Raw genomic sequence first — 13,893 nt, forward strand, 5'->3', positions numbered from 1 at the left:
TACTCCTCCCCGTGCCTCAGACCCGGCGCCGCTTGGGCGGGCGGCAGCCGTTGTGGGGCTGCGGGGTCACGTCCTGGATGGTGCCGACCTCGAGGCCAGCGGCCTGCAGCGAACGGATCGCGGTCTCCCGGCCGGAGCCGGGGCCCTTCACGAACACGTCCACCTTGCGCATGCCGTGCTCGGCGGCCTTGCGGGCGGCGTTCTCGGCGGCCATCTGCGCGGCGAACGGCGTCGACTTGCGCGAGCCCTTGAAGCCCACGTGGCCGGCGGACGCCCAGCTGATCACGTTGCCCATCGGGTCCGTGATGGACACGATGGTGTTGTTGAACGTGCTCTTGATGTGCGCCTGGCCGTGCGAGACGTTCTTCTTTTCCTTGCGCCGGACCTTCTTGACCCCGGCGCCCGTGCGGGACTTGGGTGGCATGTCTGGGTGAACTCCTACTTGTCAGAGCTGAAGACGCGAGGTCTTACTTCTTTCCGGCCTTCTTCTTGCCGGCGACGGTCTTCTTCGGACCCTTACGAGTGCGCGCGTTCGTCTTGGTGCGCTGCCCGCGGACGGGCAGGTTGCGACGGTGGCGCAGCCCCTCGTAGCAGCCGATTTCCATCTTCCGGCGGATGTCGGCCTGAACCTCGCGGCGGAGGTCACCCTCGACCTTGAAGTGGTTCTCGATGTAGTCCCGCAGCTTCGCCAGGTCGTCGTCACCGAGGTCCTTCACCCGGATGTCCGGGGAGATCTCGGTGGCGGTCAGCAGCTCCTTCGAGCGCGTCCGACCGATGCCGAAGATGTAGGTGAGCGCGATCTCCAACCGCTTTTCGCGGGGGAGGTCGACGCCAGCGAGTCGTGCCATACGGCGCTTGCTCCTAACAGTGGTGTCGCTCCAGGTCTGCTCCTCGCCCGATCCCGGGACTGACTCGCTGTGTCAGTTCCGGTCGCTCTCGCGACCGGTGTCCCGGCCCCGGCCTGGAGTCCGGGGGTGTGCCGCGCGTGGTGCTCGATGCGCGGCAGGTGCGAGGAGGCTTACTCGTGGTCGCGTCCGGTGAAGACTCGACTCGTGCTGGTCGTGCTCCGCTCAGCCCTGGCGCTGCTTGTGGCGCAGGTTCTCGCAGATCACCATGACCCGGCCGTGGCGGCGGATCACCTTGCACTTGTCGCAGATCTTCTTGACGCTCGGCTGGACCTTCACGCCTGAGCTTCTCCTGCGTCAGCCGACGCGCCCGTGCTGGGGCGCGCCGGAGGTCACTTGTAGCGGTAGACGATGCGCCCGCGGGACAGGTCGTAGGGCGAGAGCTCCACGACAACCCGGTCCTCAGGGAGGATGCGGATGTAGTGCTGACGCATCTTGCCGCTGATGTGTGCCAGGACCTTGTGACCGTTCTCCAACTCGACGCGGAACATCGCGTTGGGGAGCGGCTCGACTACGCGGCCCTCGACCTCAATGGCCCCGTCCTTCTTGCCCATGTCCTCCGCGTTTCGTGACGGTGGGTGTTACTTCTGGAGTGCGGGCACGCGGCACCCCGACTCCTCCAGGCCCTTGCGAACCCTGGCCACCTCCGGGGGAGAATCCCCGGGCATGGCGGAACCGGCGCGACGTGTGCGCCACCTGTCCATAGTACGCGGGTCAGCTCGAACGCCCAAATCGGGCCAGGTGACCGGCCAGCAGGACCAGGCCCCACGGTCCGGCGACCCAGATCCACCAGGGGTGGAGGGCCTCGCCCAGGGAGAGGCTGATGATGCCCCAGATGAGGAAGTTGACGGCGCTCGCGACGAACCAGGCGCCTGTCATCACCTTAGCCGCCGTGCCCGATCGGCCGCGCACCGGCTGTGGCGCGTGGAGCGCGTCGCGCGGCAGGTCCGCCGTCAGCGCTCCGAGCTCGGCGTACGTGCGGGCCTGGTAGACGGCGCGGGTGCGCTCGTCGAACTCGGCCAGGGTCAGCCTGCCCTCGGCGTGGGCCCGGGACAGCTCCTCGGCGACCGTCGCGCGGTCGTGGTCCGCAGCCCGGGTGAATGACTCGAACGCCTCGTTCACGTCGCCGCCTCCCCTGGTCCGCCGACCCAATTGTAACAACGTTACCGTTGAGGGTCCGTGCTCCACCAGAGGACCCCGAGCACGGCTCCCGGCGGCACGGCCACCCAGAGGAACCACGGGTGCACGAAGCCCTCGCCGCCCAGGAGGCTGACGAGCAGCCAGAGGGCGAAGTTCAGCACGCTGACGCTCAGCCAGATCGTGCCGAGCACCTTCAACGCCTTGCGCCCACCTCCCGTTTTAACCGGTTTGGGTGTCGGCAGCAACGGGGTGGGCAGCACGCCCGGGGTGGGTGACTGGGTGGGCGCGTGCACCACGTTCGGCAGGTCGACGGTGAGGGCTGCCAGCTCACCCCTGGTCTTGGCCTCCCAGGTGCGCACCACCCTGGCGTCGAACTCGGCGAGGTCGAGGCTGCCGTTGGCGTGCGCGCGGTGCAGCCACTGCTGGACCAGTTCGCGCTCGGCGTCGGAGGCCCGCATGTCCTCGGGCCGCACAGGCTGGGTCACCCGTCAATCGTGACGGGGAGTCCTTGGTCGGAACAGGGGGCTAGCCCCCGTTTGCCTGCCGCCGAACGGTAGATCCGCTGGGTGTGGCGCCCGTGCCTGGTGGGTGGTGTCTGGTGGGTGGTGCCTGGTGACGGACGGACCTCCGGGATCGGAGCCTCGAAGTCGCCGACCTTCAAAGATCAAAAGCGTCCTCGCCGGACGGGCAGATCAGCAGGATGACCCCTCGTTCAGCGATCCTGTTCCGGGTCCGTTGTTGGTCCGGGCTCCGTGTCATCCCACCGACCTCCCTCCGGGCTACCACACGTATCAAGGGGCAGCCATCAGTGAACGACCAGGCAAAGGACGCACAGCCCCCTTGACACGCGCGGTAGGGCAAAGCCAGGTCGGCGGGATGACACGAACCCCTCGCTTGGGAAAGCGAAAACCGGCACCGAGCCCATAACGACGCGCGACCCACACAACCCGCTCCGGGCCCGCCCCTCCCGGGCCACTGACACGCCCTTCCTCCCAAAGGAGGGCTTCGTGTCATCCCGCCGACCTGGCAGAGCCCTACCGCACGTGTCAAGGGGGCACATCCCCACCCAACAGGAAACACTAGGCCGGAACCGCCCCCTTGACGCGTGTGGTAGCCCGGAGGGAGGTCGGTGGGATGACACGAAACCCGGACCCACAACGGACCCGGCGCAGAACCACCGAACGGGCCGTCATCCTGCTGATCTGCCCGTCCGGCGAGGACATGCTCTTAAGGCTTTGATCTTTCCGGAGCTCTTAAGCCCCGCCCCCTCGAACGCCAAACGCCGGTGACCCGAGTACGGGCCACCGGCGCAGGAAGGCGGTTCTACAGAAATCAGTCAGCCAGCCGGCCGGAGTCAGTCGTCCAGGGCCGTCAGCACCCAGGGCCCGTCGTCGGTGATGGCCACCGAGTGCTCCCAGTGCGCGGCCCTCGAGCCGTCCGCCGTGATGACGGTCCAGCCGTCGTCCAGCTCGACCGTCCGCTCGGTCCCGAGCGTGAGCATCGGCTCGATGGCGATCGCCATGCCCACCTTGAGGCGCGGCCCCTTGCCGGGCTTGCCGTGGTTCGGCAGGAACGGGTCCATGTGCATCTTCGTGCCGATGCCGTGGCCGCCGTAGCCCTCCACGATGCCGTACTCGACCCCGTGCTCCTCGCCGGCCAGGATGGTGGCCGACTCGATCGCGAACGAGACGTCCCCGAGCCGCCCGCCGGCGACCGCGGCCTCGATGCCGGCCAGCATCGACGCGCGGGTCGCCTCGGACAGCTTCAGCTCCGCGTCCGTCACCTCGCCGACCGGCAGGGTGATCGCCGAGTCGCCGTGCCACCCGTCGAGGATGGCGCCGCAGTCGATCGAGATCAGGTCGCCCTCGGCGAGCACCTGGGTCCGGCTGGGGATGCCGTGGACGATCTGCTCGTTCACCGACGCGCAGATCGACGCGGGGAACCCGTGGTAGCCCTTGAACGACGGGATGGCGCCGGCGTCGCGGATGCTCTGCTCGGCCAGCTCGTCCAACTCGGCCGTGCTGACGCCGGCCTTCGCGTGCGACGCCAGCAGCGCCAACGTGCGCGCCACGACCAGCCCGGCAGCCCTCATGGCTTCGAGCTGGCCGCGGCTCTTGATCTCGATCATGCGGTCTCGACCAGGAACGACCCGACGCAGCGCATCGACAAGTCCACCGCTCACTTCAGGTCGCGCAACGCGCGGAGAGCGCGCTTGCTGATCTCGTCGACCTCACCGACGGCGTCGATGCTCACGACGATGTCGGCGTAGTAGTCGAGCAGCGGCGCGGTCTCCGTCCGGTACACCTGCTGGCGGTGCCGGATCACGTCTTCCTTGTCGTCCGTGCGACCCCGGGCGAGCAGGCGCTCGACCACGACGTCCTCGTCGATCCGGAACTCCAGCACCGCGTCGAGCTTCTCGCCCTCGGCCGCCAGCATCTCGCCCAGCACGCCCGCCTGGGCGGTGTTGCGCGGGAAGCCGTCGAGCAGGAAGCCGTCGGTGGCGTCCGGCTGCGAGAGCCGGACGCGCACCATCTCGTTGGTCACCTCGTCCGGCACCAACTCGCCCGCGTCCAGGTACTCCTGGACTTCCTTGCCCAGATCGGTCTGCTCGCTGATGTGGGCGCGGAACAGGTCCCCGGTGGAGATGTGCGGCACGCCGAGCTCGCGGCTGAGCGTTTTGGCCTGGGTGCCCTTGCCCGCACCGGGCGGGCCGACGAGAACGAGTCGCACTAGCGGAGGAACCCTTCGTAGTTGCGCTGCATGAGCTGGCTCTCGATCTGCTTCACGGTGTCGAGACCGACACCGACCATGATCAGCACCGCCGTGCCGCCGAACGGGAAGTTCTGGTTCTGGCCCTGACCGGTCAGGTCGAGGAACAGGTTCGGCAGGATGGCGACGATGCCCAGGTAGAGCGAGCCCGGCAGCGTGATCCGCCCCAACACGAAGCGGAGGTACTCGGCGGTGGGACGGCCCGGCCGGATGCCCGGGATGAACCCACCGAACTTCTTCATCTCGTCCGCGCGCTCGTCCGGGTTGAACGTGATGCCGACGTAGAAGTACGTGAAGAAGACGATCAGCAGGAAGTACAGCGCGATGTGCACCGGGCTGGACTGGCTCACCAGGTGCGTCGCGACGAAGCTCTCCCACCAGTTCGGCGCCGAGCCGTCGGTGGAGGCGGTCAGGCGCGAGATCAGGTCGGGCAGGTACAGCAGCGACGAGGCGAAGATGACCGGGATGACACCGGCCTGGTTCACCTTCAGCGGCAGGTAGGTCGACGTGCCGCCGTACATCCGCCGGCCGATCATCCGCTTCGCGTACTGGACCGGGATGCGGCGCTGCGCCTGCTCCACGTAGATGACGCTCGCGATGATCAGCAGGGCCGCGACGCAGACCAGGAAGAACGTCAGGCCGCCGCGGTCGAGGATGATCTTGCCCTCGATCGGGATGCGCGCCGCGATGCCGGTGAAGATCAGCAGCGACATGCCGTTGCCGATCCCCTTCTCGGTGATGATCTCGCCGAGCCACATGATCACGCTGGTGCCCGCGGTCATCACGACCACGAGGACGACCAGGTTGAAGATGCTGTCGTCGGGGATGACCGGCACTTCGCAGTTCTGGAACAGCTGCCCGCGCACGGCCAGCGCGATGATGCCCGTGGACTGCAGGACGGCGAGCGCGATGGTCAGGTAGCGGGTGTACTGGGTCAGCTTGCCCTGACCCGCCTGCCCTTCCTTCTTCAGCTGCTCGAACCGCGGAATCACCACGGTGAGCAGCTGGACGATGATGCTCGCCGTGATGTAGGGCATGATGCCGAGCGCGAAGATCGACAAGTTCAGCAGCGCGCCACCGCTGAACAGGTTGATCAGGGAGTAGATCCCCTGCTGGTCGACCGACTCGACACACTGTTTGACGTTCTTGAAGGAGACGCCCGGCGCGGGCATGGTGGCGCCCAACCGGTACACCACGACGATCCCCAGTGTGAAGAGGATCTTCTTGCGTAGGTCCGGCGTCGCGAGAGCCGAGCGGAATGCGCCGAGCACGCGAACCTCCATCAGCGTTGCCGCCCCACTGGGGTCGGCATCCTGCGGTGCCGGCTGTGTTGCCGGCACAGTCTTGCGGACATGCCGTCGACCATCGCCGACGGTGGCGGAAGCGACGGATAGCCGCGACCGACCCGGAGGGCATCCGGGTTCAGCCCGCGACTTTAACAGCCGCTTGGCCGATCGCCGTAGTCAGTCTTCCCTCACACTTCGTACCCGATCGACTACGGTCGCCGGCAAGCCCCCGAATGGATCAAGTTCGGCTGGTCGCCAGCACCCCGGCCATGCCGAGCAGGACGGCCGCCGTGCCCTTGTCCAGCCGGGCCTTGGCACGCCTGGTCAGCCCCGCCTTGCGGATACCCGCGCCCAGCGCCACGTACGCCGTGCCCGCCAGCGCCTCCGCGGCCAGGTAGACCGCGCCGAGGGTCGCGAGCTGCACCGGGATGGGGCCCCGCGCGGGGTCGACGAACTGGGGCACGAACGCGGTGAAGATCAGCAGCGCCTTGGGGTTGCTGATCGCCACCAGGAACTCCTTGCGCAGCGGAGCGCCGTTCCCGACCTGCCTCTCCCCGGTCTCCTTGGTCGTCAGGATGCGCACGGCCAGGTAGACGAGGTAGGCGACGCCGACCCACTTGATCACGGTGAGCGCGGTGTGGCTGGCGGCCAGGACGGGCCCGAGCCCCGCGACGACCGCGCCGACCATCAGGGAGAAGGCCGCAAGACGGCCCAGGAGCGCCACCACGGCCCGCAACGGCCCGTGGTGGACCCCGTGGTGCATGCCCAGGAGGTTGTTGGCGCCCGGGGTCAGTGCGACCAGCACCGAGGCGCCGAAGAAGACGGCGAGCCACATGGGTGCACGCTAACCCCGCCGCCAACCGGTTTTACGCCCTGCGCGAACACCGTCTCATCAGCGCCGCGAGCGCGCTTCCCGCGCGGCGGGACGCACCGCCCGACCGCCGGCAACCGTCAAGAACCCGGGTACGCGAACGGCCCCGGAGCGGGAGGCTCCGGGGCCGTTCGGCAGTGCTTCGCGCGTCAGAGCACGGTGGTGGTGCCACCGGCGGCGGCGATCTTCTCGACCGCGCTGCCGGAGAACTTGTTCGCCACGACGTCGACCTTCACGCCGTCCAGGTCACCGTTGCCGAGGACCTTCACGAGCTCGTTCTTGCGCACCAGGCCCGCGTTGATGAGGGCGTCCACGTCCACCCGGCCACCGTTCGGGAACAGGCGGGCGATGTCGCCCACGTTCACGACCTGGTACTCCGTGCGGAACGGGTTGCGGAAGCCCTTCAGCTTCGGCAGGCGCATGTGCAGCGGCATCTGGCCACCCTCGAAGCGCGGCGAGACGTTCTTCCGCGCTCCGGTGCCCTTCGTGCCGCGACCGGCCGTCTTGCCCTTGGAGCCCTCACCGCGACCGACACGGGTCTTCGCGGTCTTGGCGCCGGGGGCCGGACGCAGGTCATGGATCTTGATGGTCACGACTGGACCTCCTCGACGACCACCAGGTGGCGAACGGCGTGGATCAAACCGCGCACCTGCGGCGTGTCCTCGCGGACCACCGACTGGCGGATCTTGCGCAACCCCAGGGTCCGGAGGGACTCACGGTGGTTGTGCTTGGTACCGATGCTGCTCTTGACCTGGGTCACCTTGAGCTGCGCCATGGTCACACCGCCCCTGCACGGGCACGGAGCATGCCGGCGGGAGCCACATCCTCGAGCGGCAGACCGCGACGGGCGGCCACCTCCTCGGGACGCTGGAGGCCCTTCAGGGCCGCCACCGTGGCGTGCACGATGTTGATCGCGTTGTCGGAGCCCAGCGACTTGCTCAGCACGTCGTGGACACCGGCGCACTCCAGCACCGCGCGGACCGCGCCACCGGCGATGACACCGGTACCGGCCGAGGCCGGACGGAGCAGCACGACACCGGCCGCCTTCTCGCCCTGGATCGGGTGAGGGATCGTGCCCGCGATGCGGGGGACGCGGAAGAAGTTCTTCTTCGCCTCCTCCACACCCTTGGCGATCGCCGCCGGGACTTCCTTGGCCTTGCCGTAGCCGACACCGACCATGCCGTCGCCGTCGCCGACCACGACCAGCGCGGTGAAGCTGAAGCGACGACCACCCTTCACGACCTTGGAGACGCGGTTGATCGCAACCACGCGCTCCAGGTGCGGGGTCTTCTCCTGGGCCGCTCCGCCGCGGCCACCGTCACGGCGGTCGCGGCGCTCTCCGCGCTCGCCCCCGCCGCCTTCGCGACGCGTGCGTCCTGGCATCAGGCGTCCCTCTCAATTCGGTTCATGTGCATTGTCAGAACTCCAGCCCAGCCTCGCGAGCGGCATCGGCCAGAGCGGCGATCCGACCGTGGTAGGCGTTGCCGCCGCGGTCGAAGACCACCTTGCTGATCCCGGCGTCCTTGGCACGGGCGGCGGCCAGCTGGCCGACCTTCGCCGCACGGGCCTTCTTGTCGCCGTCGATCGACCGGACGTCCGCCTCGACGGAGGACGCCGCCGCGATCGTGTGGCCGGCGAGGTCGTCGATGATCTGCACGGTGATGTGCTTCGACGAGCGGTGCACGACCAGGCGCGGGCGCTCCGCCGTGCCGCTGACCTTCTTGCGGAGGCGGAAGTGACGGCGCGTCTTGGCGATGCGGCGAGTGGTCGAGATGTCCTTGCCCACCGGCTTGCGCTTCGTTGCAGTCTCGCTCATGTCACTTACCCGTCTTTCCGACCTTGCGGCGGATCTTCTCGCCCGCGTACCGCACGCCCTTGCCCTTGTACGGGTCGGGCTTGCGGAGCTTGCGGATGTTGGCGGCGACCTCGCCCACGAGCTGCTTGTCGATGCCGGCCACGGAGAACCGGGTCGGGGTCTCCACCGCGAAGGTGATGCCCTCGGGGGCCTCCACCTTCACCGGGTGGCTGTAGCCCAGCGCGAACTCCAGGTCGGAGCCCTTCAGCGCCACGCGGTAGCCGACGCCGTGGATCTCCATCTTCTTCTCGTAGCCCTGGGTCACGCCCACGACCATGTTCTGCACCAAGGTGCGCGACAGGCCGTGCAGCGAACGGCTGCGACGCTCGTCGTTCGGGCGCTTCACCTCGAGGGTGCCGTCGTCGGCCTTCTCGATGATGATCGGCTCAGCGATGTTGAGCGACAGGGTGCCCTTGGGCCCCTTGACGCTCACAGCCTGGCCGTCGATGTTCACGTCGACCCCGGAGGGGACGGTGATCGGCAGTTTTCCGATGCGCGACATTGCCTAGTCCCCCTTCCTCACCAGACGTAGGCGAGGACTTCTCCGCCCACGCCCGACTTGTTGGCCTGGCGGTCGGTCATCAGACCGCCAGAGGTCGAAATGATCGCGACGCCCAGACCGCCCAGCACCTTCGGCAGGTTGGTCGACTTCGCGTACACGCGCAGGCCCGGCTTCGACACGCGGCGGAGGCCGGCGATGCTGCGCTCCCGGTTCGGGCCGTACTTCAGCTCGATAACCAGGTTCTTGGCCACGTCGCCCTGCTCATCGCGGTAGCTCGCGATGTAGCCCTCGCGCTTGAGGATCTCGGCGATGTTGGCCTTCAACTTCGAGTGCGGCATCACGACCTTGTCGTGGTAAGCCGAGTTCGCGTTCCGCAGACGCGTCAACATGTCTGCGATCGGGTCGGTCATCGTCATGGTGACCTGGTCAACCTTTCTCGCTGCGGTTCCCCAGCCAGGGTCCGAGCCGGCGTTGCGGCCGGCTGGTCGTGGACGGGCCTACAGCGAAGTGATGAGACTAGAAAAACCTGCCGCCGAGCCGGACTTACCAGCTGGACTTGTTCACACCGGGCAGCTCGCCCCGGTGCGCCATCTCGCGGAGGCAGATCCGGCACAGGCCGAACTTGCGGAACACCGAGTGCGGGCGACCGCAACGCTGGCAGCGGGTGTAACCCCGCACCTTGAACTTCGGCTTGGCCGCGGCCTTGTTGATCAGCGCCTTCTTGGCCATGATCAGTTCTCCTTGAACGGGAAGCCCAGGAGCTTCAGCAGCGCCCGGCCCTCTTCGTCGTTGGTCGCGGTCGTCACCACGGTGATGTCCATACCGCGGGGGCGGTCGATGGCGTCCGGGTCGATCTCGTGGAACATCGACTGCTCGTTGAGGCCGAACGTGTAGTTCCCGTTGCCGTCGAACTGCTTGCCCGACAGACCGCGGAAGTCGCGGATGCGGGGCAGCGCGATCGTCAGCAGCCGGTCCAGGAACTCCCACATGCGGTCGCCGCGCAGCGTGACGCGCGCGCCGATCGGCATGCCCTCGCGCAGCTTGAACTGCGCGATGGACTTGCGGGCCCGGCGGACCTCGGGCCGCTGGCCCGTGATGATCGACAGGTCCTTGACGGCGCCCTCGATCAGCTTGCCGTCGCGGGCGGCGTCGCCGACACCCATGTTGACGACGACCTTCACCACGCCCGGGATCTGCATGACGTTGGCGTACTCGAACTGCTCGCGCAGCGAGGCGACGATCTCCTCGCGGTAGCGAACCTTCAGCCGCGGCAGCGTCTTCTCAACGGTGGTCATCAGATGTCCTTCCCGTTACGACGGGAAATGCGGACCCGCTTGCCCTCGTCGTTCGTCCGGTAGCCCACACGGGTCGGCTTGCCGTCCGCGTCGACCACCATCACGTTGGACACGTGGATGGGGGCCTCCTGCGTCACGATGCCGCCCGACTGCGCGCCGCGCTCGGTCTGCGAGATCCGGGTGTGCTTCTTGATGCGGTTGACGCCCTCGACCAGGACGCGGCTCTCAGCGGGGTAGGCCTGGATGACCTTGCCGCGAGCGCCCTTGTCCTTGCCGGCGATTACGACGACCGTGTCGCCCTTCTTCACCTTCATGGTCAGAGCACCTCCGGCGCCAACGAGATGATCTTCATGAACTTCTTGTCGCGCAGCTCCCGACCGACCGGGCCGAAGATGCGGGTGCCCCGCGGCTCGTTGTCGTTCTTGATGAGCACCGCGGCGTTCTCGTCGAACCGGATGTAGGAGCCGTCGGGACGACGCTTCTCCTTCACGGTCCGGACGATGACCGCCTTGACGACGTCGCCCTTCTTGACGCCGGCACCCGGGATGGCCTGCTTCACCGTCGCGACGATGATGTCCCCGATGCCCGCGTAGCGGCGGCCCGAGCCACCGAGAACACGGATGCAGAGGATTTCCTTCGCACCGGTGTTGTCGGCGACGCGCAGCCGCGACTCCTGTTGGATCACTTACCTGCTCCTTGACCATTCCTGGCCCGCCAGATTTCCGACCTGACGGGCTCGGTCGTACGACTGGCTACTTGGCCTTCTCGAGGACCTGCACGAGGCGCCAGCGCTTGGTGGCCGACAGGGGCCGCGTCTCCATCAGCAGGACGCGGTCGCCGACGCCGGCGGTGTTCTGCTCGTCGTGCGCCTTCACCTTGGTGGTGGAGCGCATGACCTTCGAGTACCGGCGGTGCTTCTTGCGGTCCTCGACCGCCACCACGATCGTCTTGTCCATCTTGTCGGACACGACGTAGCCCTCGCGGACCTTGCGGTCGTTGCGAACCTCGGTAGTCACTTCGTTGTTCTCGCTCATGCCGCACCCTCACCAGTGGAAACCGCGTCGGGAGAGGCCGAGAGGCCCAGCTCCCGTTCCCGCATCACGGTGTAGATCCGGGCGATCTCGTGCCGGACCGTGCGCAGGCGGCGGTTGTTGTCGAGCTGCCCGGTGGCCATCTGGAAGCGGAGGTTGAACAGCTCCTCCTTCGCCTCCCTCAGGCGCAGCACGAGCTCTTCCTCGGTGAGCTCACGCAGCTCGGAAGCGGTGGTACCCGCTGCCATCAGAACTCACCACCCTCACGCGTAACGATGCGGCACTTCATCGGGAGCTTGTGGATCGCGCGACGCAGCGCCTCGCGGGCCACAGCCTCGTTCGGGAAGCTCATCTCGAAGAGCACCCGACCCGGCTTGATGTTGGCCACCCACCACTCCGGCGAACCCTTACCGGAACCCATGCGGGTCTCGGCGGGCTTCTTGGTCAGCGGGCGGTCCGGGAAGATGTTGATCCAGACCTTGCCACCACGGCGGATGTGCCGGGTGATCGCGATACGAGCCGACTCGATCTGCCGGTTGGTCACGTAGGCGGGCTCCAGAGCCTGGATGCCGTACTCGCCGAAGGTGACCCTCGTGCCGCCCTTGGCAGCACCGGACCGTCCGGGGTGGTGCTGCTTGCGGTGCTTAACCCTGCGCGGGATGAGCACGACTCAGCCCTCCGTCTTCTCTTCGGTCGGTGCGGCGGCCTGGTCGCCCGCAGCGGCCCGGCCGGCCTCGGTGCTCGTCGCGGTGGTGCCGCTGGCGCCGGAACGACGCGCCCGGTTCGGGCGGTCGGCGCGGTCGCGGCGCGGTGCGCGGTCGGCCGCCGGGGCGGCGTCACGCTCGCGCTTGGCGCTGATGCCACCGACGATGTCGCCCTTGTAGATCCACACCTTCACGCCGATCCGGCCGAACGTGGTGCGGGCCTCGAAGAAGCCGTAGTCGATGTCGGCACGCAGCGTGTGCAGCGGAACCCGGCCATCGCGGTAGTGCTCGGAGCGGGACATCTCGGCGCCGCCGAGACGGCCGCCGCACTGCACGCGGATGCCCTTCACCTGGGGCGAGCGCATGGCCGACTGGATGGCCTTGCGCATCGCGCGGCGGAACGCCACCCGGTTGGACAGCTGCTCGGCCACGCCCTGCGCGACCAGCTGGGCGTCCGACTCGGGGCTCTTCACCTCGAGGATGTTGAGCTGCACCTGCTTCTTGGTGAGCTTCTCCAGCTCACCGCGGATGCGGTCGGCCTCGGCGCCGCGGCGGCCGATGACGATGCCCGGCCGGGCGGTGTGGATGTCGACGCGGACCCGGTCACGGGTGCGCTCGATCTCCACCTTCGAGATGCCGGCGCGCTCCATGCCCTTGGACAGCAGCTTGCGGATCTTGACGTCCTCCGCCACGTACTCCGCGTACTGCTTGTCGGCGTACCAGCGGGACTTCCAGTCCGTGGTGATACCAAGTCGGAAGCCGTGCGGGTTGATTTTCTGGCCCACTACCGAGCCCCCTTCCTGTCAGCGCCGGCCTTCGCGCTGGTCTTCTTCGGACGGCTCTCCACCTCGACGGTGATGTGGCTCGTCCGCTTGCGGATCCGGTAGGCGCGGCCCTGGGCGCGCGGGCGGAACCGCTTGAGGGTCGGGCCCTCGTCCACGTAGACCTTCGACACCCACAGGGTGTCGGGGTCCAGGGACAGGTTGTTCTCGGCGTTGGCCACGGCGCTCTGCAGCACCTTGCGGACCGGCTCAGATGCCGCCTGCGGCGCGAACTGGAGCACGGCCAGGGCCTCGCTGGCGCTACGACCCCTGATGAGCTCGACGACGCGACGCACCTTCATGGGCGTGTCACGGACGTAGCGAGCCCGAGCCACGGCGCGCGGGAACTCCGGCGCTTCGGCTTCGTTACGGGCGTTCATCGCTGCTTCCCCTTGCTCTTCCTCTAGTTCGTCGCCTAGCGACGGCGCGACTTCCGGTCGTCCTTGATGTGGCCCTTGAACGTGCGGGTCGGGGCGAACTCGCCGAGCTTGTGCCCGACCATCGCCTCCGAGACGAACACCGGCACGTGCTTGCGGCCGTCGTGCACCGCGATCGTGTGGCCCAACATGTCGGGGATGATCGTCGACCGGCGGGACCAGGTCTTGATGACGGTCTTCTTGCCCGACTCGTTGAGGGCGTCCACCTTCTTGAGCAGGTGGTCGTCCACGAAGGGGCCCTTCTTAAGGCTGCGAGGCATCCTTCACTCCCTCCCTG

Annotated in this window: 26 protein-coding genes; all 26 read right to left on the reverse strand. The window is 67.8% G+C overall.

The features are described from left to right. Positions 1-16: 16 nt before the first annotated feature. Positions 17-424 carry a 30S ribosomal protein S11 gene (gene rpsK / locus AB0I91_RS02570; RefSeq protein WP_033436732.1) on the reverse strand — a complete coding sequence of 136 codons (408 nt, stop codon included), beginning with the start codon at positions 422-424 and terminating at the stop codon, positions 17-19. Between the two features lie 43 nt (positions 425-467). After that, on the reverse strand, positions 468-848 hold the full coding sequence (rpsM, locus tag AB0I91_RS02575) for a 30S ribosomal protein S13 (protein ID WP_230566497.1): 381 nt from the start codon (positions 846-848) through the stop codon (positions 468-470). A gap of 222 nt (positions 849-1,070) precedes the next feature. Next, positions 1,071-1,184, reverse strand: a complete 114-nt coding sequence (rpmJ, locus tag AB0I91_RS02580) for a 50S ribosomal protein L36 (protein WP_010148647.1) — start codon at positions 1,182-1,184, stop codon at positions 1,071-1,073. Between the two features lie 53 nt (positions 1,185-1,237). Continuing rightward, a complete protein-coding gene (infA, locus tag AB0I91_RS02585) occupies positions 1,238-1,459 on the reverse strand; it encodes a translation initiation factor IF-1 (RefSeq protein WP_005166804.1) in 222 nt (73 codons plus the stop codon). A gap of 160 nt (positions 1,460-1,619) precedes the next feature. Next, positions 1,620-2,027, reverse strand: coding sequence for a DUF1707 SHOCT-like domain-containing protein (locus tag AB0I91_RS02590; RefSeq protein WP_498776569.1), 408 nt, complete (start codon positions 2,025-2,027; stop codon positions 1,620-1,622). 41 nt (positions 2,028-2,068) lie between these two features. Then, positions 2,069-2,530 (reverse strand): DUF1707 SHOCT-like domain-containing protein, encoded by a 462-nt coding sequence (locus AB0I91_RS02595; protein WP_498776567.1) that lies wholly within the window; start codon positions 2,528-2,530, stop codon positions 2,069-2,071. 869 nt (positions 2,531-3,399) lie between these two features. Continuing rightward, positions 3,400-4,173, reverse strand: coding sequence for a type I methionyl aminopeptidase (gene map / locus AB0I91_RS02600; protein WP_498776565.1), 774 nt, complete (start codon positions 4,171-4,173; stop codon positions 3,400-3,402). A gap of 50 nt (positions 4,174-4,223) precedes the next feature. Continuing rightward, the gene (locus AB0I91_RS02605; RefSeq protein WP_499634919.1) at positions 4,224-4,775 is read right to left on the reverse strand and encodes an adenylate kinase; all 552 of its coding nucleotides are present in this window, start codon (positions 4,773-4,775) and stop codon (positions 4,224-4,226) included. Further along, positions 4,775-6,085, reverse strand: coding sequence for a preprotein translocase subunit SecY (gene secY, locus AB0I91_RS02610; RefSeq protein ID WP_498776561.1), 1,311 nt, complete (start codon positions 6,083-6,085; stop codon positions 4,775-4,777). The genes AB0I91_RS02605 and secY overlap by 1 nt, the downstream gene beginning before the upstream one ends. 253 nt (positions 6,086-6,338) lie before the next feature. After that, entirely contained in the window at positions 6,339-6,935 is a 597-nt protein-coding gene (locus AB0I91_RS02615) for a LysE family translocator (RefSeq protein WP_499634922.1), read from the reverse strand. Positions 6,936-7,120: 185 nt separating this feature from the next. Next, positions 7,121-7,564, reverse strand: coding sequence for a 50S ribosomal protein L15 (gene rplO, locus AB0I91_RS02620; RefSeq protein WP_037329521.1), 444 nt, complete (start codon positions 7,562-7,564; stop codon positions 7,121-7,123). Beyond that, on the reverse strand, positions 7,561-7,746 hold the full coding sequence (gene rpmD, locus AB0I91_RS02625; RefSeq protein WP_033428588.1) for a 50S ribosomal protein L30: 186 nt from the start codon (positions 7,744-7,746) through the stop codon (positions 7,561-7,563). The genes rplO and rpmD overlap by 4 nt, the downstream gene beginning before the upstream one ends. Before the next feature lie 2 nt (positions 7,747-7,748). Continuing rightward, on the reverse strand, positions 7,749-8,354 hold the full coding sequence (gene rpsE, locus AB0I91_RS02630; protein WP_037329520.1) for a 30S ribosomal protein S5: 606 nt from the start codon (positions 8,352-8,354) through the stop codon (positions 7,749-7,751). 34 nt (positions 8,355-8,388) lie between these two features. Next, complete coding sequence (gene rplR / locus AB0I91_RS02635) at positions 8,389-8,787, reverse strand: 50S ribosomal protein L18 (protein WP_498717896.1); 399 nt, start codon at positions 8,785-8,787, stop codon at positions 8,389-8,391. Between the two features lies 1 nt (position 8,788). Continuing rightward, entirely contained in the window at positions 8,789-9,328 is a 540-nt protein-coding gene (gene rplF / locus AB0I91_RS02640; RefSeq protein WP_053715225.1) for a 50S ribosomal protein L6, read from the reverse strand. Between the two features lie 17 nt (positions 9,329-9,345). Further along, on the reverse strand, positions 9,346-9,744 hold the full coding sequence (gene rpsH, locus AB0I91_RS02645) for a 30S ribosomal protein S8 (protein ID WP_033428586.1): 399 nt from the start codon (positions 9,742-9,744) through the stop codon (positions 9,346-9,348). A gap of 127 nt (positions 9,745-9,871) precedes the next feature. Next, complete coding sequence (locus tag AB0I91_RS02650; RefSeq protein WP_033436724.1) at positions 9,872-10,057, reverse strand: type Z 30S ribosomal protein S14; 186 nt, start codon at positions 10,055-10,057, stop codon at positions 9,872-9,874. A 2-nt stretch (positions 10,058-10,059) separates the two neighbouring features. Then, positions 10,060-10,623 (reverse strand): 50S ribosomal protein L5, encoded by a 564-nt coding sequence (gene rplE / locus AB0I91_RS02655; protein ID WP_123745278.1) that lies wholly within the window; start codon positions 10,621-10,623, stop codon positions 10,060-10,062. Further along, positions 10,623-10,937 (reverse strand): 50S ribosomal protein L24, encoded by a 315-nt coding sequence (gene rplX, locus AB0I91_RS02660; protein ID WP_230566488.1) that lies wholly within the window; start codon positions 10,935-10,937, stop codon positions 10,623-10,625. The genes rplE and rplX overlap by 1 nt, the downstream gene beginning before the upstream one ends. Positions 10,938-10,939: 2 nt before the next feature. Then, positions 10,940-11,308 (reverse strand): 50S ribosomal protein L14, encoded by a 369-nt coding sequence (gene rplN / locus AB0I91_RS02665; protein WP_033436721.1) that lies wholly within the window; start codon positions 11,306-11,308, stop codon positions 10,940-10,942. Between the two features lie 67 nt (positions 11,309-11,375). After that, a complete protein-coding gene (gene rpsQ / locus AB0I91_RS02670; RefSeq protein ID WP_230566487.1) occupies positions 11,376-11,657 on the reverse strand; it encodes a 30S ribosomal protein S17 in 282 nt (93 codons plus the stop codon). Next, positions 11,654-11,902, reverse strand: coding sequence for a 50S ribosomal protein L29 (gene rpmC, locus AB0I91_RS02675; RefSeq protein ID WP_033428581.1), 249 nt, complete (start codon positions 11,900-11,902; stop codon positions 11,654-11,656). Before rpmC ends, rpsQ begins: the two co-directional genes overlap by 4 nt. Continuing rightward, positions 11,902-12,321: a 50S ribosomal protein L16 gene (rplP, locus tag AB0I91_RS02680; RefSeq protein WP_053715230.1), complete on the reverse strand. Its 420-nt coding sequence runs from the start codon at positions 12,319-12,321 to the stop codon at positions 11,902-11,904. Before rplP ends, rpmC begins: the two co-directional genes overlap by 1 nt. Positions 12,322-12,324: 3 nt before the next feature. After that, entirely contained in the window at positions 12,325-13,143 is an 819-nt protein-coding gene (gene rpsC / locus AB0I91_RS02685) for a 30S ribosomal protein S3 (RefSeq protein ID WP_053715231.1), read from the reverse strand. Next, positions 13,143-13,559 (reverse strand): 50S ribosomal protein L22, encoded by a 417-nt coding sequence (gene rplV, locus AB0I91_RS02690; protein ID WP_053715232.1) that lies wholly within the window; start codon positions 13,557-13,559, stop codon positions 13,143-13,145. Before rplV ends, rpsC begins: the two co-directional genes overlap by 1 nt. Positions 13,560-13,594: 35 nt before the next feature. Then, positions 13,595-13,876 (reverse strand): 30S ribosomal protein S19, encoded by a 282-nt coding sequence (gene rpsS / locus AB0I91_RS02695; RefSeq protein ID WP_033384221.1) that lies wholly within the window; start codon positions 13,874-13,876, stop codon positions 13,595-13,597. Between the last annotated feature and the right edge of the window lie 17 nt (positions 13,877-13,893).

The sequence above is a fragment of the Actinosynnema sp. NPDC049800 genome (assembly GCF_040656635.1).
Taxonomy (GTDB): Bacteria; Actinomycetota; Actinomycetes; order Mycobacteriales; family Pseudonocardiaceae; genus Actinosynnema.

Coding starts and splice junctions, on each gene's coding strand:
- rpsK (WP_033436732.1), bottom strand. CDS start 424: ATGCCACCCAAGTCCCGCACGGGCGCCGGGGTCAAGAAGGTCCGGCGC.
- rpsM (WP_230566497.1), bottom strand. CDS start 848: ATGGCACGACTCGCTGGCGTCGACCTCCCCCGCGAAAAGCGGTTGGAG.
- infA (WP_005166804.1), bottom strand. CDS start 1,459: ATGGGCAAGAAGGACGGGGCCATTGAGGTCGAGGGCCGCGTAGTCGAG.
- map (WP_498776565.1), bottom strand. CDS start 4,173: ATGATCGAGATCAAGAGCCGCGGCCAGCTCGAAGCCATGAGGGCTGCC.
- AB0I91_RS02615 (WP_499634922.1), bottom strand. CDS start 6,935: ATGTGGCTCGCCGTCTTCTTCGGCGCCTCGGTGCTGGTCGCACTGACC.
- rpmD (WP_033428588.1), bottom strand. CDS start 7,746: ATGGCGCAGCTCAAGGTGACCCAGGTCAAGAGCAGCATCGGTACCAAG.
- rpsE (WP_037329520.1), bottom strand. CDS start 8,354: ATGCCAGGACGCACGCGTCGCGAAGGCGGCGGGGGCGAGCGCGGAGAG.
- rplR (WP_498717896.1), bottom strand. CDS start 8,787: ATGAGCGAGACTGCAACGAAGCGCAAGCCGGTGGGCAAGGACATCTCG.
- rplF (WP_053715225.1), bottom strand. CDS start 9,328: ATGTCGCGCATCGGAAAACTGCCGATCACCGTCCCCTCCGGGGTCGAC.
- rpsH (WP_033428586.1), bottom strand. CDS start 9,744: ATGACGATGACCGACCCGATCGCAGACATGTTGACGCGTCTGCGGAAC.
- AB0I91_RS02650 (WP_033436724.1), bottom strand. CDS start 10,057: ATGGCCAAGAAGGCGCTGATCAACAAGGCCGCGGCCAAGCCGAAGTTC.
- rplE (WP_123745278.1), bottom strand. CDS start 10,623: ATGACCACCGTTGAGAAGACGCTGCCGCGGCTGAAGGTTCGCTACCGC.
- rplX (WP_230566488.1), bottom strand. CDS start 10,937: ATGAAGGTGAAGAAGGGCGACACGGTCGTCGTAATCGCCGGCAAGGAC.
- rpsQ (WP_230566487.1), bottom strand. CDS start 11,657: ATGAGCGAGAACAACGAAGTGACTACCGAGGTTCGCAACGACCGCAAG.
- rpmC (WP_033428581.1), bottom strand. CDS start 11,902: ATGGCAGCGGGTACCACCGCTTCCGAGCTGCGTGAGCTCACCGAGGAA.
- rplV (WP_053715232.1), bottom strand. CDS start 13,559: ATGAACGCCCGTAACGAAGCCGAAGCGCCGGAGTTCCCGCGCGCCGTG.
- rpsS (WP_033384221.1), bottom strand. CDS start 13,876: ATGCCTCGCAGCCTTAAGAAGGGCCCCTTCGTGGACGACCACCTGCTC.